Source organism: Pseudomonas sp. YQ_6, from assembly GCF_043103245.1.
GTDB classification, from domain to species: Bacteria; Pseudomonadota; Gammaproteobacteria; order Pseudomonadales; family Pseudomonadaceae; genus Aquipseudomonas; species Aquipseudomonas alloputida.
Window position 1 is genome coordinate 50,307 of record NZ_JBICJR010000047.1, and the last position, 17,364, is coordinate 67,670.

Below are 17,364 nucleotides of genomic sequence, written 5' to 3' on the forward strand. Positions count from 1 at the left end.
GCCGGCCCTTTCGCGGGCAAGCACAGGCAACCACACAAAGGAGACTCGATGCCTGCCCAAATCGAAGACTACGCCCTGCTGGGCAACTGCCGCAGTGCGGCGCTGGTCAGCCGCGATGGTGCGCTGGACTGGCTGTGCCTGCCACGCTTCGACGCCCCCGCCGTGTTCGCGGCCCTGCTGGGCAACGAAGAAAATGGCCGCTGGCGCCTGGCCCCTTGCGACCCGGTAACGCACAGTAGCCGCCAATACCTGGGCGACACCCTGGTGCTGGAAACCACCTGGGTCACTGCCAGCGGTCGTGCCAGGGTGCTCGACTTCATGCCCCTGGGCGAAGTCAATTCGGTGGTGCGCATCGTCGAAGGCTTGTCTGGCGAAACCCATTTCGAAATGGACCTGGTCATGCGCTTCGACTACGGCCGCAGCGTGCCCTGGGTGGAACGACTGGACCCACTGACCCTCAGCGCCGTCGCCGGCCCTGACCGATTGATCCTGTGCAGCACCGTGCCCCCGCAAGCCCGCGACCACCATACCGGCTGCCGCTTTCGCGTCAGCACGGGCCAGCGCCAGGTCTTCAGCCTGCGTCACCAGCCCTCGCACTTGCCGGTGCAGCCTGACTGCAACATCGACCAAGCCCTGGCAAACACTTGCGAGCAATGGCAGGCCTTCGCCGACCGCTGCCCGCAGGTAGGACCGTATACCGCCCTGGTGCGCCGCTCGCTGCTCACCCTCAAGGCCATGACCTACGCTCCCACCGGCGGTATTGTCGCTGCCGTCACCACGTCGCTGCCCGAGCGTGTGGGCGGCGAGCGCAACTGGGACTACCGCTTCTGTTGGCTGCGCGACGCGACCATGACCCTGCTGGCCTTCATGAACCTTGGCTATTTCGACGAGGCACAGGCCTGGCGCGAGTGGCTGCTGCGCTCGGTGGCCGGCAACCCCGAGCAGATGCAGATCATGTATGGCCTGGCTGGCGAGCGTGACCTGCAGGAGTACACCTTGCCGTGGTTGGCCGGTTATGAGCATTCGCAGCCGGTGCGGGTGGGCAACGCCGCCTCGGCGCAGACGCAACTGGACATCTATGGCGAACTGGCCGATGCGATGACCCAGGCGATCAAGGGCGGATTGCCCCGTCACCCGCGCAGCGCCGCCATTTCGCGCTTGATATTGCCTTATGTCGAACGTATCTGGCGCGAGCCGGACGAAGGCATCTGGGAAGTGCGTGGCGGCCGGCAGCAGTTCGTGCACTCCAAGGTGATGGCCTGGGTCGCCTTCGACCGCGCCGCAGGGCTGGCCGACACCACGGAAGAAGGCCGTGAGCGCGGGCAGCATTATCGCCAGGTGGCTGACGAAATTCACCACGACGTGTGCGAGCACGGACTGGACCCCAGCGGCCGGTTTTTCGTCCAGGCCTATGGTTCGACCGAAATGGACGCCAGCCTGTTGCAGATCGCCCTGACCGGCTTCCTGCCGGCGAATGACCCACGCTTCATGCGCACCCTGGAACAGATCGAACAGCGTCTGATGAAGAACGGCCTGCTGCTGCGCTATGACAGTGACAGCTGCAGCGACGGCCTGACGCCGGGAGAGGGCACCTTCCTGGTGTGTTCGTTCTGGCTGGCTGACGTTTATGTATTGCTGGGGCGCCAGGCCAAAGCCGAAGCGCTGTACCAACACCTGACCGGCCTGTGCAACGACCTCGGCCTGCTGGCCGAACAGTACGACCCGGCCGGCCAGCGCATGCTCGGCAACTTCCCCCAGGCCTTCAGCCAGATAGGCATCATCAACACCGCGCTGAATCTGCACCGCGCACAGTGCCCGGCACGCGACCGGGCGCGTTGTGGGTAGCGAATGAGTAGGGCGACTGCCTTGACCGGAGTAGACTAGGCCAAACCCTTTCGGCACGGAGCATACATGGGCATTCGCGGTACTGACCGGCAGATCGACAACATCGAGTTCAATGTCAGCGACATCTCACGGAGCAAGGCCTTCTATGGCAGTGTATTCGGCTGGGCTTTCACCGACTACGGGCCGACCTACACCGAGTTCAGCGATGGCCGGTTGACGGGCGGCTTCACCACGGGTGAGCCGGTGCGCCCGGGCGGCCCGCTGGTCATCCTGTACGCCGACGACCTGGAGGCCACGCAGCGCCGGATCGAAGCTGCCGGGGCGAAAATCAGCCGGGCGTCCTTTGCCTTTCCCGGCGGGCGGCGCTTTCATTTCATCGACCCGGACGGTTATGAGCTGGCGGTGTGGACGGCGCAAGCCTGATGGCCAATCACAAGATCGAAATCCGCCGACGCAATATCGAAAAAATTCTGCAAGCGGCGGAAAAGGTGTTTGCCGAGAAGGGCTACGGCGCCACCTCCATGGGGGATATCGCCGAGCAGGCTGAGCTGCCACGCTCCAACCTGCATTATTACTTCAGCACCAAGGACGAGCTGTTCCGCGCGGTACTGCAGGACCTGCTGGATGTGTGGAAGCAGGACGCCCTTTGCTTCGAGAACTTCGACGACCCGCGTGTGGTGCTGACCAGCTACATTCGGGCGAAGATGGGCCATTCGCGCTCGCGGCCGCTGGGCTCGAAAATCTGGGCCGAAGAGATGCTGCACGGGGCGCCGGTGCTGGGGGTTAACCTCGACGAAAGCCTGGTGCCCTGGGCGAAGATGAAAGAGGCCAAGATCCGCTGTTGGGTGGAAGAGGGGCGCATCCTGCCGGTGGAGCCGTCGGCGCTGTTGTACATGATCTGGGCGTCTACCCAGCACTATGCTGACTTTGGTTACCAGGTGCAGTTGCTCAACGGCGGCGAGGTGCTGTCGGACATGGCCTTCGAGAATGCGGTGCAGACGGTGACCAGCGTGATCTTGCGGGGGATCGGGCTGGCGCCGTGAACCGGCGATGGAGGCCGCTGCGCGGCATTCGCGGGCTTGCCCGCTCCCACAGGTTCTGCGCTGTCCTCAGAAACGGCGCAGTCCTGTGGGAGCGGGCAAGCCCGCGAAGGGCTGCATGGCAGCCCCCATTGCTTCAACTGGCCTCGCGGTACGGGTTACGCGGATCCTGCGTCCAGTTCAGGTACGGCTTGCCGGTATCCTGTGCCTCCATTTCGATGCAGTTTTCCACCGGGCAGGTGATCTGGCACAGGTTGCAGCCTACGCATTCCTCTTCGATCACACTGTAGGCATGCGTGCCGTCAGGCTTCAGCGTGCTGGCAATCGCCTGGTGCGAGGTGTCCTCGCACGCAATGTGGCAGCGCCCGCAGCCAATGCACGCCTCCTGGTCAATATGCGCTACCGATTTATAGTTGATGTCCAGGTATTTCCAGTCGGTGGTATGCCCCACCGCCTGCCCGCGGAACGCTTCGATAGTGGCATGCCCATGCTGGTACATCCAGCGTGCCAGGCCGTCCTGCATGTCCTCGACGATACGGAAGCCATGCAGCATCGCCGCTGTGCACACCTGCACGGCGCCACTGCCCAGGGCCATGAACTCGGCGGCGTCACGCCAGTTGCCGATGCCGCCAATGCCACAAATCGGCAAGCCCCGCGTTTCCGGGTCGCGGGCGATTTCCGCCACCATGTTCAAGGCAATCGGCTTCACTGCCGAACCGCAGTAACCGCCATGGGTACTCTGGTCCCCGACAATCGGGTGGGCCACCATGCGGTCCAGGTCGACGCTGGTGATGGAGTTGATGGTATTGATCAACGACACGGCATCGGCCCCGCCTCGGTGCGCGGCGCGGGCCGACTGGCGGATATCGGTGATGTTCGGCGTAAGCTTCACGATCACCGGCAGCGAGCAGTACGTCTTGCACCAGCGGGTGACCATTTCCACATATTCCGGCACCTGGCCGACGGCTGCCCCCATGCCGCGCTCCGGCATACCGTGTGGGCAACCGAAGTTCAGCTCGATGCCATCGGCCCCCGTGGCTTCCACCAGCGGCAGGATGAACTTCCACGATTCCTCTATGCACGGCACCATCAGCGACACGATCAATGCGCGGTCGGGCCAGTCCTTCTTCACCTGGGTGATCTCGCGCAGGTTGATTTCCAGGGAGCGGTCGGTGATCAACTCGATATTGTTGATCCCCTGTACCTGACGGTTGGGGCCATAGTGCGCCGAGTAGCGCGACGACACGTTGACCGCCGCAGGGTCTTCGCCCAGGGTCTTCCAGACCACGCCGCCCCAGCCGGCCTCGAAGGCGCGGACCACGTTGTAGGCCTTGTCGGTTGGCGGTGCGGAGGCCAGCCAGAAGGGGTTGGGTGCCTTGATGCCGGCAAATACGATAGACAAGTCGGCCATTTACGCTGCCTCCACGTTGAGCATGAGTTGGGCATGGATGGCTTCGGCGGCCAGCTTGCCGTGTTGCACGGCCTGCACGGTAAGGTCCTGCCCCAGCGCGGTGCAGTCGCCGCCTGCGTACACGCCCGGCAGGCTGGTCTGCAGGTTTTCGTCCACGCGGATGCGCTCACCCTCGCGGGCCAGTTGCGCAGCCACCGGGTCGCCGAGGCTGGCATCGTCAAAGCGTTGGCCAATGGCCTTGAAAATGGCGTCCGCAGCCAGCTCGAAGGTTTCGCCGGTATCGCGCAGGCGGCCTTCCGCCAGCTCGGTGCGGGCAAAGCGCATGCCGCGGACCTTGCCGGCGTCATCCAGCAGCACGGCATCAGGGCGGGCCCAGGTGTGCAGGCGTACCTGGTTGGCCTTGGCAATGTCCTGCTCGTGGCCGGTCGCGCCCATGTCGGCGTGGCCACGGCGATAAACCAGGTTGACGTCGCGGGCACCCAGACGGCTCATCTGCACGGCCATGTCGATGGCCGTGTTGCCAGCACCGATCACCAGGCAGCGGTCGGCCAACGGTAGCTGGCTCAGGTCATCGGCCTGGCGTAGCTCGCGGATGTATTCGGTGGCGGCGACCACACCGGGGGCTTCCTCGTCGGGCAGCCCTAGCTGGCGCACGGCATTCAGGCCGAGGCCCAGGAACACCGCGTCGTACTGATCGCGCAGTTCGCCCAGGCTAAGGTTGCCACCCAGGCGCTGGCCATGGCGGACTTCGATGCCGCCAATGCCCAACAAGAAATCCACTTCACGCTGGGCATAGTCGTCTACCAGCTTGTAGCGGGCGATGCCGTACTCGTTGAGGCCACCGGCTTTGTCGCAGGCCTCGAACACCACCACGTCATGCCCGTGCATGGCCAGGCGGTGGGCGCAGGACAGCCCTGCCGGGCCGGCGCCCACCACGGCGATACGCTTGCCGGTGGCTGCCGAGCGCTTGAACGGGTGTGCGCTGAACTGGGCGTTGTCCAGGGCGTAACGCTGCAACTGGCCGATCAGCACCGGCGCGCATTCCTGGGCGTTGTTGCGCACGCAGGCTTGCTGGCAGAGGATTTCGGTGGGGCACACGCGGGCGCAACTACCGCCCAGAATGTTGGCCGAAAGAATGCGCTCGGCGGCGCCTTGCAGGTTTTCGTCACTGATGCGGTGTATGAACGAGGGGATGTCAATTTCGCTGGGGCAAGCGTTGACGCAGGGGGCGTCGTAGCAGTACAGGCAGCGTGCACTTTCCAGGGCGGCCTGGCGCGCGGTGAGGGGTGGGGCCAGGTCGCTGAAGCGCTCGGCCAACTGGTCGGCGCCGGCCCGTGGGCGCGGCAAATGGTTCAGGGCGTTGGTCACGGTTGTAGCCTCTCTATTTTTTTTGGTGCAGGCGACAGGTATTGCGGTCGATTCTGGGGCCGCTCCCACAGGCGATCGCGGTCCTTGTGGGAGCGGCCTTGCGTCGCGATGGGCTGCACAGCAGCCCCAATGACTTCAGCGCTGAACAGGCATCGGCCGCTGATGCTCGGCCCGGCGCCCCAGCACCTCATACACCGCCGGGTACGCCGGCCGTTCCACATAGCGCCCCGCGCCCGGCTCGGCGCGCAGGTCGCCATCGGCCCAGAGCACCTTGCCCTGGCTGATGGTGTGGCTTGGGATGCCGCGCACGGTGCGGCCTTCGAAAATGTTGAAGTCCACCTGCTGGTGGTGGGTTTTGGCGGAGATGGTGCGGGTGCCCTGCGGGTCCCACAGCACCAGGTCGGCATCGGCACCCACCCGGATAGCGCCCTTGCGCGGGAACAGGTTGAAGATTTTCGCCGTGTTGGTAGAGGTCAGCGCAACGAATTCGTGCATCGACAAACGCCCGCTGTTGACCCCGGCATCCCACAGTACTGCCATGCGGTCTTCGATGCCGGCGGTGCCGTTGGGGATGCGGCTGAAGTCGTCGCGGCCCATGGCTTTCTGCTCGGCGCAGAAGCAGCAGTGGTCGGTGGCGGTGGTGTGCAGGTTGCCCGACTGCAAGCCGCGCCACAGCGCCTCCTGGTGTTCGCGTGGGCGGAACGGCGGGCTCATCACATAACCGGCGGCGGTGGCCCAGTCCGGGTCACGGTAGACACTGTCGTCCAGCAGCAGGTGGCCGGGCAGCACCTCGCCATACACCGGCTGGCCCTTGCCCCGGGCATAGGCGATTTCATCCAGTGCCTCGCGGCTGGAAATGTGCACCAGGTACAACGGCGTGCCGAGGGTTTCGGCAATGCGGATGGCGCGGCTGGCCGCTTCACCTTCAACCTGCGAGGGGCGCGACAGCGGGTGGGCTTCCGGCCCGGTCATGCCCTGGGCGAGCAGTTTTTTCTGCAGGTGGTACACCAGCTCGCCGTTTTCGGCATGCACGGTGGGCACCGCGCCCAGTTGCAGGCAACGCTCGAAGCTGGCCACCAGGGTATCGTCGGCGGCCATGATTGCATTTTTGTAGGCCATGAAATGCTTGAAGCTGTTCACCCCGTGCTTGGCCACCAGCTCGCCCATCTCTTCGGCCACCTGCTCGCTCCACCAGGTGATGGCGACGTGGAAGCCATAGTCGCTGGCGCTTTTCTGGGCCCAGCCGCGCCACGTGTGGAAGGCCTCCAGCAACGACTGCTGCGGGTTGGGTATGACGAAGTCGATGATCGAGGTGGTGCCGCCAGCCAGGCCCGCAGCGGTGCCGCTGAAGAAGTCCTCGCTGGCCACCGTGCCCATGAACGGCAACTGCATGTGGGTGTGCGGGTCGATGCCGCCGGGCATCAGGTACTGGCCACTGCCGTCGAGGATCTCGCAGTCGGTGGGTGGTTCGAGGTTTTGCCCGATGGCACGGATCAGGCCATCGGCACACAGGACATCGGCGGGATAACTCTCTTCGTGGGTAACCACGGTGGCGCCACGGATCAACAGGGACATGCCGTTTTCCTCGCAGGCTGACCGGTCTTGGCCGGTTCTTTGCATTGTCATGGATGCCAGGGCGGGCAGGGCGGTCAATCCTGTCAGGCCTGACAAGATTCGAGGCTAGATGCTGATTCTGGATTCAGCAAGAAAATTTTCCCATTAAATTTGTGGTTTTTAAGTTGTTGATACAAAAAGGAAAAAATTAACGCGCGAATGGGCGACGGGGTTTTCAGGGTATTTGACTAACTTGACAAGATGAAAATCTGGTCGAGATTTCTAAGCACAATTCCGCGTGCGAACTCCGGTCATCGAATCAGCCTGATGAGCGAAAAATAGAAGAAAAACTGGAGAAGGGCCTATGCAACAGAGCAGATCGGAAGTGGTCGAGCAAGATGGCCTGTTCGAGCTGTCCGAGGGCAGCGATGTCCTCGACAGCCCGCGCTACAACCCCGACATAGCGCCGACCAAGGTGCACCAGCGCACCTGGAACAAATGGCACATCACCGCCCTGTGGGTGGGGATGTCCATCTGCGTACCCACCTACACCCTCGGCGGCGTGCTCACCGCCTACTTCGGCCTCAGTGTTGGCGAAGCGCTGCTGGCGATCCTGCTGGCCAACGTTATCGTGCTGATACCGCTTACCCTCAATGCCTTTCCCGGTACCAAGTACGGCATCCCGTTTCCGGTGCTGCTGCGTTCGTCGTTCGGCATTCTCGGCTCCAACGTACCGTGCCTGATCCGCGCGGTGGTGGCCTGTGGTTGGTTCGGTATCCAGACCATGTTCGGCGGGCTGGCCATTCACCTGTTCCTGGGTTCGGTGTTCGACGGTTGGAAGGCGCTGGGCGGGACAGGCGAGGTGATTGGCTTCATGATCTTCTGGTGCCTGAACCTGTGGGTGGTGCTGCGCGGCGCCGAGTCGATCAAGTGGCTGGAAACGCTGTCGGCACCGCTGCTGGTGGCAGTGGGCGTCGGTCTGCTGTTCTGGGCCTTGCCGCACATGTCGATGACCGAACTGCTGGCCCAGCCGCCCAAGCGCCCGGAAGGGGCAAGCGTGGTCAGTTACTTCTGCGCCGGGCTGACGGCCATGGTCGGTTTCTGGGCCACACTGTCGCTGAACATTCCCGACTTCAGCCGCTACGCCCGCAGCCAGAAGGATCAGATTCTCGGGCAGATCTTCGGCCTGCCGCTGACCATGTTTCTGTTCGCTGCGCTGGGTGTGGTGCTGACCGCCGCCTCGGCGTCGCTGGTGGGCGAGACGGTGTCCGACCCGGTCAGCCTGATCGGCAAGATTCAAAGCCCGTTCTGGGTGGCCCTGGCCATGGCGCTGATCGTGATCGCCACGCTGTCGACCAATACCGCGGCGAACATCGTGTCGCCCACCAATGACTTCCAGAACATTGCCCCACGCTTGATCGGCCGAAGCCGCGCGGTATGGCTGACCGGCTTTATCGGCCTGGCGCTGATGGGGCATGAACTGCTGAAGAAGCTGGGCCTGATTGTCTCCGACCTTAGCCTGGAGAGCGTGTATTCCAACTGGCTGCTGGGCTATTCCAGCTTGTTGGGGCCCATTGCCGGCATCATGGTGGTGGACTACTTCCTGATCCGTCGGCAGAAGCTGGACCTGGCCGGGCTATACCGCGACGACGTGTATCCCGCATGGAACTGGGCCGGTTTTGCCGCCTTCGCCTTGCCAGTGGGGCTGACGGTAATGGCGATTGGCAACAGCAGTTTCAGCTGGTTCTACGACTACGGCTGGTTCACTGGCTCGCTGCTGGGCGGTGCACTGTACGCCGTGCTTGGCGGTTTGGCGGCACGCAACCCGGTGCGGCTGGCCAAGCCCTCGCCTTGAGGCCTCGAAGAGGCCCGTACAAACAATAAGAAGCCTGAAGGAGAAGCCCGTGACCCCCGTCAAAGAGATCCTGAATACCAACGCCCGTCACGTCGACAGCACCCGCCTGTGGCAGTCGCTGATGGACCTGGCCCGGCTCGGCGCCACTGCCAAGGGCGGTGTCTGCCGCCTGGCCTTGACCGACCTCGACCGCCAGGCCCGTGATCTGTTCGTGCAGTGGTGCGAGGCGGCTGGTTGCTCGGTCAGCATCGACGCCGTCGGCAACATATTCGCCCGCCGTCCGGGCCGTAACCCCAAGCTGCCGCCGGTGATGACCGGCAGCCATATCGACACCCAGCCCACCGGCGGCAAGTTCGATGGCTGCTTCGGGGTGATGGCCGGGCTGGAGGTGATCCGCACCCTCAACGACCTGGGCGTGGAAACCGAAGCGCCGCTCGAAGTGGTGGTGTGGACCAACGAAGAAGGTTCGCGTTTTGCGCCGTGCATGATGGGGTCTGGGGTATTCGCCGGCAAGTTCACCCTGGAAGACACCCTGGCCAAGCGCGATGCCCAGGGTGTCAGCGTTGGCGAAGCATTGAACACCATTGGCTACGCCGGTCCGCGTGCCGTGTCGGGGCACCCGGTGGGGGCGTATTTCGAAGCGCATATCGAGCAGGGTCCTATCCTTGAGGACCAGGCCAAGACCATCGGCGTGGTCCTCGGCGCCTTGGGGCAGAAGTGGTTCGACCTGACCCTGCGCGGTGTTGAAGCCCATGCCGGCCCTACGCCGATGCACCTGCGCAAGGACGCCCTGGTGGGTGCAGCCGCTGTGGTAGAGGCGGTCAACCGCACGGCGCTTGCCCACCAGCCCCACGCCTGTGGCACGGTGGGTTGCCTTCAGGCGTACCCGGGCTCGCGTAACGTGATCCCGGGCGAAGTGCGTATGACCCTCGACTTCCGCCACCTGGAGGGCGAGCAGTTGAATGCGATGATTGCCGATGTGCGCGGGGTGATCGAGGCGACCTGTACCAAGCATGGCCTGAGCCATGAGTTGGTGCCCACGGCCGACTTCCCGGCACTTTACTTCGACAAAGGCTGTGTCGACGCCGTGCGCGAGTCGGCCAAGGCGTTGGGCCTGCCGCACATGGACATCGTCAGTGGCGCGGGGCATGACGCGATCTTCCTGGCCGAGCTGGGGCCGGCGGGGATGATTTTCGTGCCGTGCGAAAACGGCATCAGCCATAACGAGATCGAGAACGCCACGCCCGATGACCTGGCGGCGGGCTGCGCAGTGTTGTTGCGGGCGATGCTGGCGGCGTCGGAGGCAATTGCCAGCGGGCGCCTGGCGGCCTAGGCACTGGCCTCAAGACGGCCGTTACGGCCAAGGTGATAGCGCTGCAGGTCCTGCGCCAAGGTCAACTGCCCGCTGTAGTGGGCGAGGGCCTCGTCGCGCACGTTGTCGATGTGCGGGCTGCGCCGCGGGTCGTTCTGGTAGCGGGCGCTGAAATGGGTCAGTACCAGGTTGCGCACGCCCGCGGCCTCGGCAAAGCGTGCCACCTCAGCGGCGGTGCTGTGGCCGAACGTGCCCCCGGTGCGTTCGACCACCGCCTGGGTGAAGGTGGCTTCGTGCACCAGTACATCCGCACCCCTGGCGACGGCTGCCAGCAGTTCTGGCTTGTCGTTGTCCCCGCACACGATCACCCGCCGGGGCGGACGCGAAGGGCGCAGGTAGTCGTTGCCGTTCAGCAGTTGCCCGTCGTACGTCACGGTCAACCCCTTGGCCAGCTCGCCCCACAGCGGACCACGCGGTATGCCCTCGGCGTCCAGGCGCTGGATGTCCAGGCGTGGCTCAGGGTTGATTTCGGTGAATACGAAACCCACGCTGGGCACCCGGTGCGACAGTTGCACGGTGGTCACCTGCAGGGTCTCGCTGCGCCATGCGATCAGCTCTTCAACGGGCAACAGGCGCAGCTCGAACGGCAGGAAGGTGTCGCTGGCAACCAGGCCCTGGCGTACCCAGTCGTGCAGTACGGCGGGCAGGATCACTTCCAGCGGCTGGGTGCGCCCGCTCATGCCCGCGCTGGCCAGCAGGCCGGGCAGGCCGAAGCAATGGTCACCATGCACGTGGGTGATGAAGATCGCGCGCAGGTCGCGGATCGAAAGCGGGGTGTGCAGCAGGCGGTGCTGGGTGCCTTCGCCGCAATCGACCAGATACCAGTGGCTGCCACTGGCTTCGATCACGGCAGTGGCGCTGACATTGCGTGCCTTGGTGGGCACCCCGGCGGAGGTGCCGAGGAACAGCAGGTCCATGCTCAGGCTCCTGTTTCAGGCCAGAAGCGGCCAAGGTGATACGGGGCGCACACCTTAGCCGGATTGCCATCCGCCGTCGACGGCCCGCTAGTTATCCTGTCGCCAGATGAGCTTGCTGGTGTCATACCCTTGCTCTCGGGCGATTGTCAGCAGTTGCTCGCGCTGCTGGTCGGTGACCGCTGGCGTGCGCGAAAGCAGCCACAGGTACTCGCGGTTGGGGTGGCCGACCAGTGCCACGCGGTAGTCCTTGTCGTGGTACAGCACCCAGTACTCGCCCTTGGTCAGGCCCGGTGCCAGGCGGCTGAACCAGTTGTCGAAGCGCACCCACAGCTTGTCGGTGCTGCCCGGTTGCTGAGCCTCGGCGATGCCCTTGGCTTCATTCCACTGGCCGTCCTTTTCCTGGCAGCGGTTGGTTACATCGATACGGCCGTCCTCGCGCAAGCCGTAGCGCGCCTCGGACTTCACGCAGTTACGCTGGAAGAACATCGGCAGTCGCGCCAGTTCATACCAGGTACCCTGATAGCGTTGCAGGTCCACCTGTTGGGTACGCGGCGGTGCCGGGTGATCGTTGCCGGCGCAGCCGAGCAGGGCCAGGGTCATGCAGGAAAGCAGCAGTGTAGTGCGCAGCGCCATGGGTGACCTCCTTGGAGCGGATGGGGCGTACCTGTGTTTCGACGCCTGTGCGGGGAAAAAGTTGTAGACGATATTGCCTGCTGCGAAACCCGTGCAGGAGCGGGTTTACCCGCGAAAGGCCCCGCACAGGTCCGCACAGGCCTGCCTCACAGCCAGTACGTCACCGCCCACCATCCCAACCCGCCCATCACCACGGTATAGGGCAGCGCCATCCACACCATCCGCCCATACGACAGCCGGATCAGCGGCGCAATGGCCGAGGTCAGCAGGAACAGGAACGCCGCCTGCCCGTTCGGCGTCGCCACGCTTGGCAGGTTGGTGCCGGTGTTGATCGCCACTGCCAGGGTTTCGAAATGCTCGCGGCTCATGCTGCCATCGAGAAATGCCTGCTTCACTTCGGTGATGTAGATGGTGGCAACGAACACATTGTCGCTGATCGCCGACAGCAAGCCGTTGGCCAGATACAGCATGCCCGGTTGCTTTTCGGCCGGCAGCGTCAGCACCCAGTTGATCAATGGGCTGAAAAGCTGCTGCTGATGAATCACCGCGACCACGGCGAAGAACACCACCAACAGCGAAGTGAATGGCATGGCGTCCTGGAAGGCACGGCCCAGGCGGTGCTCGTCAGTGATGCCGGTGAAGGCCGTGATCAGTACGATCACCATCAGGCCGATCAGGCCGACCTCGGCCACATGCAGCCCCAGGCAGATGATCAGGATCAGCGCAGCGAGCCCTTGTACCCACAGCGCGATGCGCTGGGCCTGGGTGCGCGCCGCATCGTCTTCGGCCGCATAGGCGGTCAGCACCCTGCGCACCGGTTCGGGCATCAGCGTGCCGTAGCCGAACAGACGCACTTTTTCCAGCAGCACGCAGGTCACCAGGCCAGCACCCAGCACTGGCAGCGAAACGGGCGCCACTTTCAAGAAGAAGTCGACGAAGTGCCACCCCATCTCGTGGCCGATCAGCAGGTTCTGCGGCTCGCCCACCAACGTGCAAACGCCGCCCAAGGCGGTACCCACAGCGCCATGCATCAGCAGGCTACGCAGGAAGGCGCGGAACTGGTCGAGGTCTTCCCGGTGCAGGTGAGCGACTTGCTGGTCGCTCTCCAGTGCGCTCTCCTCGCGCGGATTGGCCCCGGACGCGACGCGGTGGTACACCGCGTAAAAGCCGACCGCAGCGCTGATGATCACCGCCGTGACGGTCAGTGCATCGAGAAACGCGGATAGAAACGCCGACAGTACGCAAAACAGCAGCGCCAGAATGGCCTTTGAACGCACCCCGAGCAGAATGCGTGAGAACAGGAACAGCAACAGTTCCTTCATGAAGTGGATGCCGGCGACCATGAACATCAGCAACAGGATTACCGGGAAGTTGTGCTGCAGTTCCTCGTACAGCGCCTGGGGCGTGGTCATCTGCAACAGCAGGGCTTCGATCAGCAACAAGCCACCGGGCATCAACGGGTAGCATTTCAGGGCCATGGCCAGGGTGAAGATGAATTCGAGCACCAGTGCCCAGCCGGTCGCAACCGGGCCAATGGTTACCAACAACAGCGGGTTGAGCACCAAAAACAGGCAGATGACCACCTTGTACCAAAACGGCGATTTGCCCAGAAAACCGTGGGCGAGGGCGCCGGTCAGGGGGCGTGACATAAATATGTATCCTTATAATTCAACGATGGCGCACGGTGCCGGATATACGCGTCTTAGGCAAGGCGCACAGTCCCGTTTTTGGCACATGTACGGCCATTGGGCTGGGTTACCATCGGTGTCATGAACCTTTCACCCTCAGGAGTGCCGCCCGTGACCGAGTACAGTGCATTCAAGGTCGAACTGACCGACAGCGTCGCCCATGTTCAGATCAATCGCCCAGAGAAGGTCAACGCGATGAATGCGGCCTTCTGGGAGGAAATCGTCGACATCTTCCAGTGGATCGATGACACCGATGCCGTGCGCGCGGTGGTGATCAGCGGCGCTGGCAAGCACTTTTCCGCCGGTATCGACCTGATGATGCTGGCCTCGCTGGCTGGGCAGATGGGCAAGGACGTGGGCCGCAATGCACGCTTCCTGCGCAAGACCATCCAGCGGCTGCAGGCCTCGTTCACCGCTGTGGACACGTGCCGCAAACCCGTACTGGCGGCCGTGCAAGGCTACTGCATCGGCGGCGCCATCGACCTCATCTCGGCGTGCGACATGCGCTACTGCAGCAGTGACGCGCAGTTCTCGATCAAGGAAATCGACATGGGTATGGCTGCCGATGTCGGCACATTGCAACGTTTGCCACGCATCATTGGCGACGGCATCATGCGGGAGCTGGCGTTTACCGGGCGCAATGTCGAGGCCGACGAGGCGCTGCGCATCGGCCTGGTCAACCGAGTCTATGATGATCAGGCCTCACTGATGGACGGCGTCTTTGCCATCGCCCGCGAGATTGCCGCAAAATCGCCGATCGCTGTGGCCGGCACCAAGGAAATGCTCAGCTACATGCGTGACCATCGCATCGACGATGGCCTGGACTACATTGCCACCTGGAACGCCGCAATGCTGCAGTCCGAAGACTTGCGCGTGGCGGTGGCGGCGCACATGAGCAAACAGAAACCGACGTTCGCCGACTGATCGGGCCGGGGGACGCGTAGTAAAGGAACCCCCGACATGTCAGCACGCTGGACTACTGCAGTACTCGACCCACAGATAACCGGGGGGCTTGCGGTGGCCCGCAGCCCTGAAGGGTTTTTGGTGGACGCCAACGGCGCGCTGTTCCCCCGCGACTGGCTCAAGCGCCAGGACCTCGACGTGCTGTGCGAGCACGGCATCGGCCACTTTGACGGCCAGCCGGTGTTCCTGCTGGAACTGCGCTGCGCCACTGATGTGCCTGGCTGCAGCTGGCGCGGCCTGCGTGCGTTCATGCTCGAAGGCGACTTCGACACTTACAAGGTGCTGGGCTATGCCGCACAAATCGGCACCTGGGCCCGCGAGCATCGCTTCTGCGGCAGTTGCGGTCAGCCGATGACGCAAATTCGCTGGGAGCGGGCGATGTATTGCCAACCCTGCGACCTGCGCAGCTATCCGCGCATTTCACCCAGCATGATCGTGCTGGTGACCCGCGGCGATGAAATCCTGCTGGCGCGTTCGCCGCGCTTCGTCACCGGGGTGTACAGCACCTTGGCAGGTTTTGCCGAACCGGGTGAATCGGCCGAAGACTGCCTGGTGCGCGAAGTGCGCGAAGAAGTGGCGGTGGAGGTGCAGAACATCCAGTACGTCGGCAGCCAGTGCTGGCCGTTCCCGCATTCGATGATGCTCGGTTTCCATGCCGAGTACGCCGGTGGCGAGATTGTCATGCAGCCGGACGAGATCGAGGACGCCAAGTGGTTCAGCGTGCACGACCTGCCGCCGCTGCCGGCCGGGCGGTCCATCGCCCGGTACTTGATCGACCTGTATGTTGCGCGGCGGCTGGGCTGTGATATCCCTGCTTTCCCGTCCTAGCTGCAGTGAGAAATGTTCATTGACCCTCACCGACAGGCCCATGCACAGGCCGGCGATATAGTCCACCTGCCCGGAAATGATGAACTTCGTTAGCACCGCGATGTTGCTGACGAAGTTCATGCTGCGCGCCACATCGCTGACGCGAACCGGGTCGATGGGTATTCAGAAATCGTTATTCTGATAACTGTTATATGCTCGGGAATCTGGTGTCGCTTGGGGGGAGCTCCCTGCCCAACGTATGGTATTCATTGCCCGAAAAAAAGGGTTGGGAAGACCTAAGCTATCTGGGCTAGTTTCGGAATACGGCGGTGGTGGAAGACCTGGATTTTGTGAAAGAGCAGCAGCTAATTCGTGCGGGGTCAATCCAGACTGTAGTTCTGAAAGCCTGCTGCCAGTGGCTTCGATCTTAGCGGTGACATACTGTAATCGCTTTACCAGCTTTGGGAGGAGGTTATGCGATCGAAGTTGTGCTGCTTCTGGTATGTCGCGCTCAAGCTGAGCCTTTTCTGCCAGTCGTTTTGGTAGCTTTTTCGCCATTTTAACATCCCAGCCAGTTGCCTTGCTGCTGAAACGCCACCCCGAGTACTTTTGCAGTTCTGGATGGTCGTGAGCGGCTATTATCTCTGTCATCGTATAAGCAGGTTCGGGGCGACTGAACAGTTTCTTGATCCAATTCTGGCCTGAATGATCTAGCCTGTTTATTGGGTCGGCAGAGCAATAGGCGTAGGCGTTTATGCCTCCTTTGCTAAAAGGGCTTAGGCTGTCGGGCGAGAGGAACCTCATCAAATTCGGGTTATAAGTACGCTTGCCGTTTCCCAGTAGGTAGCAGCCTGTCCATAGGTCGCGAGGTGCTCCCGTGAAACCCAGTACGTAAATATTCCCTGGCTTAGCTGAGGCTCCATAGCAGGTATATTGGAAGGAAATAACCTTGCTTTGCATTTAGATATTTCCGTTGATGAGAGGCGTCATATATTTACAATTCCTTGCGCCCCCCCTCAACTGGCATAAATGATAGTACGGCTGATGGGCCTCATGATCGGGTACAAAGGTTCAGGCCTGCCCGAACCAGTGTTGCCACGCTAGGCGCACGGTCAACGCCAGCACCACGGTGATGAACACCGGGCGGATGAACTTGCTGCCGCCGCTGATCGCCGTGCGTGCGCCGAAAAAGGCGCCGACCATGACCGACAGGCCCATGCACAGGCCGACGATGTAGTCCACCTGCCCGGAAATGATGAACACCGTCAGCGCCGCGATGTTGCTGACGAAGTTCATGCTGCGCGCCACGCCGCTGGCGCGTACCAGGTCGATGGGGTACAGCAGCAGGGTACTGACCGTCCAGAACGCACCGGTACCCGGGCCAGCTACGCCGTCGTAGAAGCCCAGGGTGAAGCCTTGCGGCACTTGCCACTTTTTCTTGATCGGTGCATCGGCATCCAGCGGCGCCTTGGGCGTGCCGCCGAACAACAGGTAGATGCCACAGGCGAAGACGATCACTGGCAGCATCTTGTTCAGCCATTCGGCTGGCATGTAATGGGCGATGACGGCGCCGAGCAACGCCCCGGTCAGGGTGGCGAACAATGCCGGGCGCCACTGCGCCGGGTGGAACAGTTTGCGTTTGTAGTAAGTGAAACCTGCTGTGGCCGAGCCGAAGGTGGAACTGAGCTTGTTGGTGCCCAGTACCAGGTGCGGTGGCATGCCGGCAGTGAGTAGGGCCGGAGTGGTGAGCAGGCCCCCGCCACCGGCGATGGCGTCGATGAATCCGGCGACGAAGGCGACCAGCGCCAGGATCAGCAGGGTGAGGGGTTCTACGGTGAGTTCGAAGGGCATGGGTTTTTGACAGGCAGGGAGGCAAGGAGGCGGCAAAGTGCTGCACTAGAAGGGGAGCAT

Annotated in this window: 15 protein-coding genes and 1 pseudogene; 7 read left to right on the forward strand and 9 right to left on the reverse strand. The window is 62.9% G+C overall.

Annotated features, from left to right (window positions below):
• Nucleotides 1–48: 48 nt before the first annotated feature.
• From ACF8FG_RS15110 to ACF8FG_RS15120, 3 genes are all read left to right on the forward strand, one after another.
• Nucleotides 49–1,845 (forward strand): glycoside hydrolase family 15 protein, encoded by a 1,797-nt coding sequence (locus tag ACF8FG_RS15110; protein WP_019437013.1) that lies wholly within the window; start codon nucleotides 49–51, stop codon nucleotides 1,843–1,845.
• A 66-nt stretch (nucleotides 1,846–1,911) separates the two neighbouring features.
• On the forward strand, nucleotides 1,912–2,268 hold the full coding sequence (locus tag ACF8FG_RS15115) for a VOC family protein (protein WP_014590354.1): 357 nt from the start codon (nucleotides 1,912–1,914) through the stop codon (nucleotides 2,266–2,268).
• Nucleotides 2,268–2,888, forward strand: a complete 621-nt coding sequence (locus ACF8FG_RS15120; protein WP_026031824.1) for a TetR/AcrR family transcriptional regulator — start codon at nucleotides 2,268–2,270, stop codon at nucleotides 2,886–2,888. Before ACF8FG_RS15115 ends, ACF8FG_RS15120 begins: the two co-directional genes overlap by 1 nt.
• A gap of 133 nt (nucleotides 2,889–3,021) precedes the next feature.
• On the opposite strand, the gene preA is transcribed toward ACF8FG_RS15120, so the two are convergent.
• The 3 genes from preA to hydA all read right to left on the reverse strand — a co-directional run bounded on the left by preA (nucleotide 3,022) and on the right by hydA (nucleotide 7,239).
• Nucleotides 3,022–4,296: an NAD-dependent dihydropyrimidine dehydrogenase subunit PreA gene (preA, locus tag ACF8FG_RS15125; RefSeq protein ID WP_019437251.1), complete on the reverse strand. Its 1,275-nt coding sequence runs from the start codon at nucleotides 4,294–4,296 to the stop codon at nucleotides 3,022–3,024.
• Nucleotides 4,297–5,664: an NAD(P)-dependent oxidoreductase gene (locus tag ACF8FG_RS15130; RefSeq protein WP_010954834.1), complete on the reverse strand. Its 1,368-nt coding sequence runs from the start codon at nucleotides 5,662–5,664 to the stop codon at nucleotides 4,297–4,299.
• Nucleotides 5,665–5,799: 135 nt separating this feature from the next.
• Complete coding sequence (hydA, locus tag ACF8FG_RS15135) at nucleotides 5,800–7,239, reverse strand: dihydropyrimidinase (protein ID WP_014590358.1); 1,440 nt, start codon at nucleotides 7,237–7,239, stop codon at nucleotides 5,800–5,802.
• Between the two features lie 343 nt (nucleotides 7,240–7,582).
• Between hydA and ACF8FG_RS15140 the strand changes: the two genes are divergently transcribed.
• Nucleotides 7,583–9,073 carry an NCS1 family nucleobase:cation symporter-1 gene (locus ACF8FG_RS15140; RefSeq protein ID WP_014590359.1) on the forward strand — a complete coding sequence of 497 codons (1,491 nt, stop codon included), beginning with the start codon at nucleotides 7,583–7,585 and terminating at the stop codon, nucleotides 9,071–9,073.
• Between the two features lie 49 nt (nucleotides 9,074–9,122).
• Nucleotides 9,123–10,406 carry a Zn-dependent hydrolase gene (locus ACF8FG_RS15145; protein ID WP_019437252.1) on the forward strand — a complete coding sequence of 428 codons (1,284 nt, stop codon included), beginning with the start codon at nucleotides 9,123–9,125 and terminating at the stop codon, nucleotides 10,404–10,406.
• Here the strand turns inward: ACF8FG_RS15145 and ACF8FG_RS15150 are convergent.
• The 3 genes from ACF8FG_RS15150 to nhaB form a co-directional block, all read right to left on the reverse strand.
• On the reverse strand, nucleotides 10,403–11,362 hold the full coding sequence (locus ACF8FG_RS15150) for a ribonuclease Z (protein WP_019437253.1): 960 nt from the start codon (nucleotides 11,360–11,362) through the stop codon (nucleotides 10,403–10,405). The genes ACF8FG_RS15145 and ACF8FG_RS15150 overlap by 4 nt on opposite strands.
• Nucleotides 11,363–11,449: 87 nt before the next feature.
• On the reverse strand, nucleotides 11,450–11,995 hold the full coding sequence (locus ACF8FG_RS15155) for a lipocalin family protein (RefSeq protein ID WP_003251256.1): 546 nt from the start codon (nucleotides 11,993–11,995) through the stop codon (nucleotides 11,450–11,452).
• Between the two features lie 146 nt (nucleotides 11,996–12,141).
• Complete coding sequence (nhaB, locus tag ACF8FG_RS15160) at nucleotides 12,142–13,644, reverse strand: sodium/proton antiporter NhaB (RefSeq protein ID WP_014590362.1); 1,503 nt, start codon at nucleotides 13,642–13,644, stop codon at nucleotides 12,142–12,144.
• Between the two features lie 150 nt (nucleotides 13,645–13,794).
• On the opposite strand from nhaB, the gene ACF8FG_RS15165 reads away from it, so the two are divergent.
• Nucleotides 13,795–14,607, forward strand: a complete 813-nt coding sequence (locus ACF8FG_RS15165) for a crotonase/enoyl-CoA hydratase family protein (protein ID WP_014590363.1) — start codon at nucleotides 13,795–13,797, stop codon at nucleotides 14,605–14,607.
• 36 nt (nucleotides 14,608–14,643) lie between these two features.
• Nucleotides 14,644–15,474, forward strand: a complete 831-nt coding sequence (nudC, locus tag ACF8FG_RS15170; RefSeq protein WP_019437254.1) for an NAD(+) diphosphatase — start codon at nucleotides 14,644–14,646, stop codon at nucleotides 15,472–15,474.
• A 9-nt stretch (nucleotides 15,475–15,483) separates the two neighbouring features.
• On the opposite strand, the pseudogene ACF8FG_RS15175 reads toward nudC, so the two are convergent.
• The 3 genes and pseudogenes from ACF8FG_RS15175 to ACF8FG_RS15185 form a co-directional block, all read right to left on the reverse strand.
• Nucleotides 15,484–15,633: pseudogene (locus tag ACF8FG_RS15175) on the reverse strand (hypothetical protein); the annotation flags it as partial.
• A gap of 3 nt (nucleotides 15,634–15,636) precedes the next feature.
• Nucleotides 15,637–16,413 (reverse strand): RHS repeat-associated core domain-containing protein, encoded by a 777-nt coding sequence (locus ACF8FG_RS15180; protein WP_135198422.1) that lies wholly within the window; start codon nucleotides 16,411–16,413, stop codon nucleotides 15,637–15,639.
• 111 nt (nucleotides 16,414–16,524) lie between these two features.
• Complete coding sequence (locus ACF8FG_RS15185) at nucleotides 16,525–17,304, reverse strand: TSUP family transporter (RefSeq protein ID WP_003251244.1); 780 nt, start codon at nucleotides 17,302–17,304, stop codon at nucleotides 16,525–16,527.
• Nucleotides 17,305–17,364: the final 60 nt, after the last annotated feature.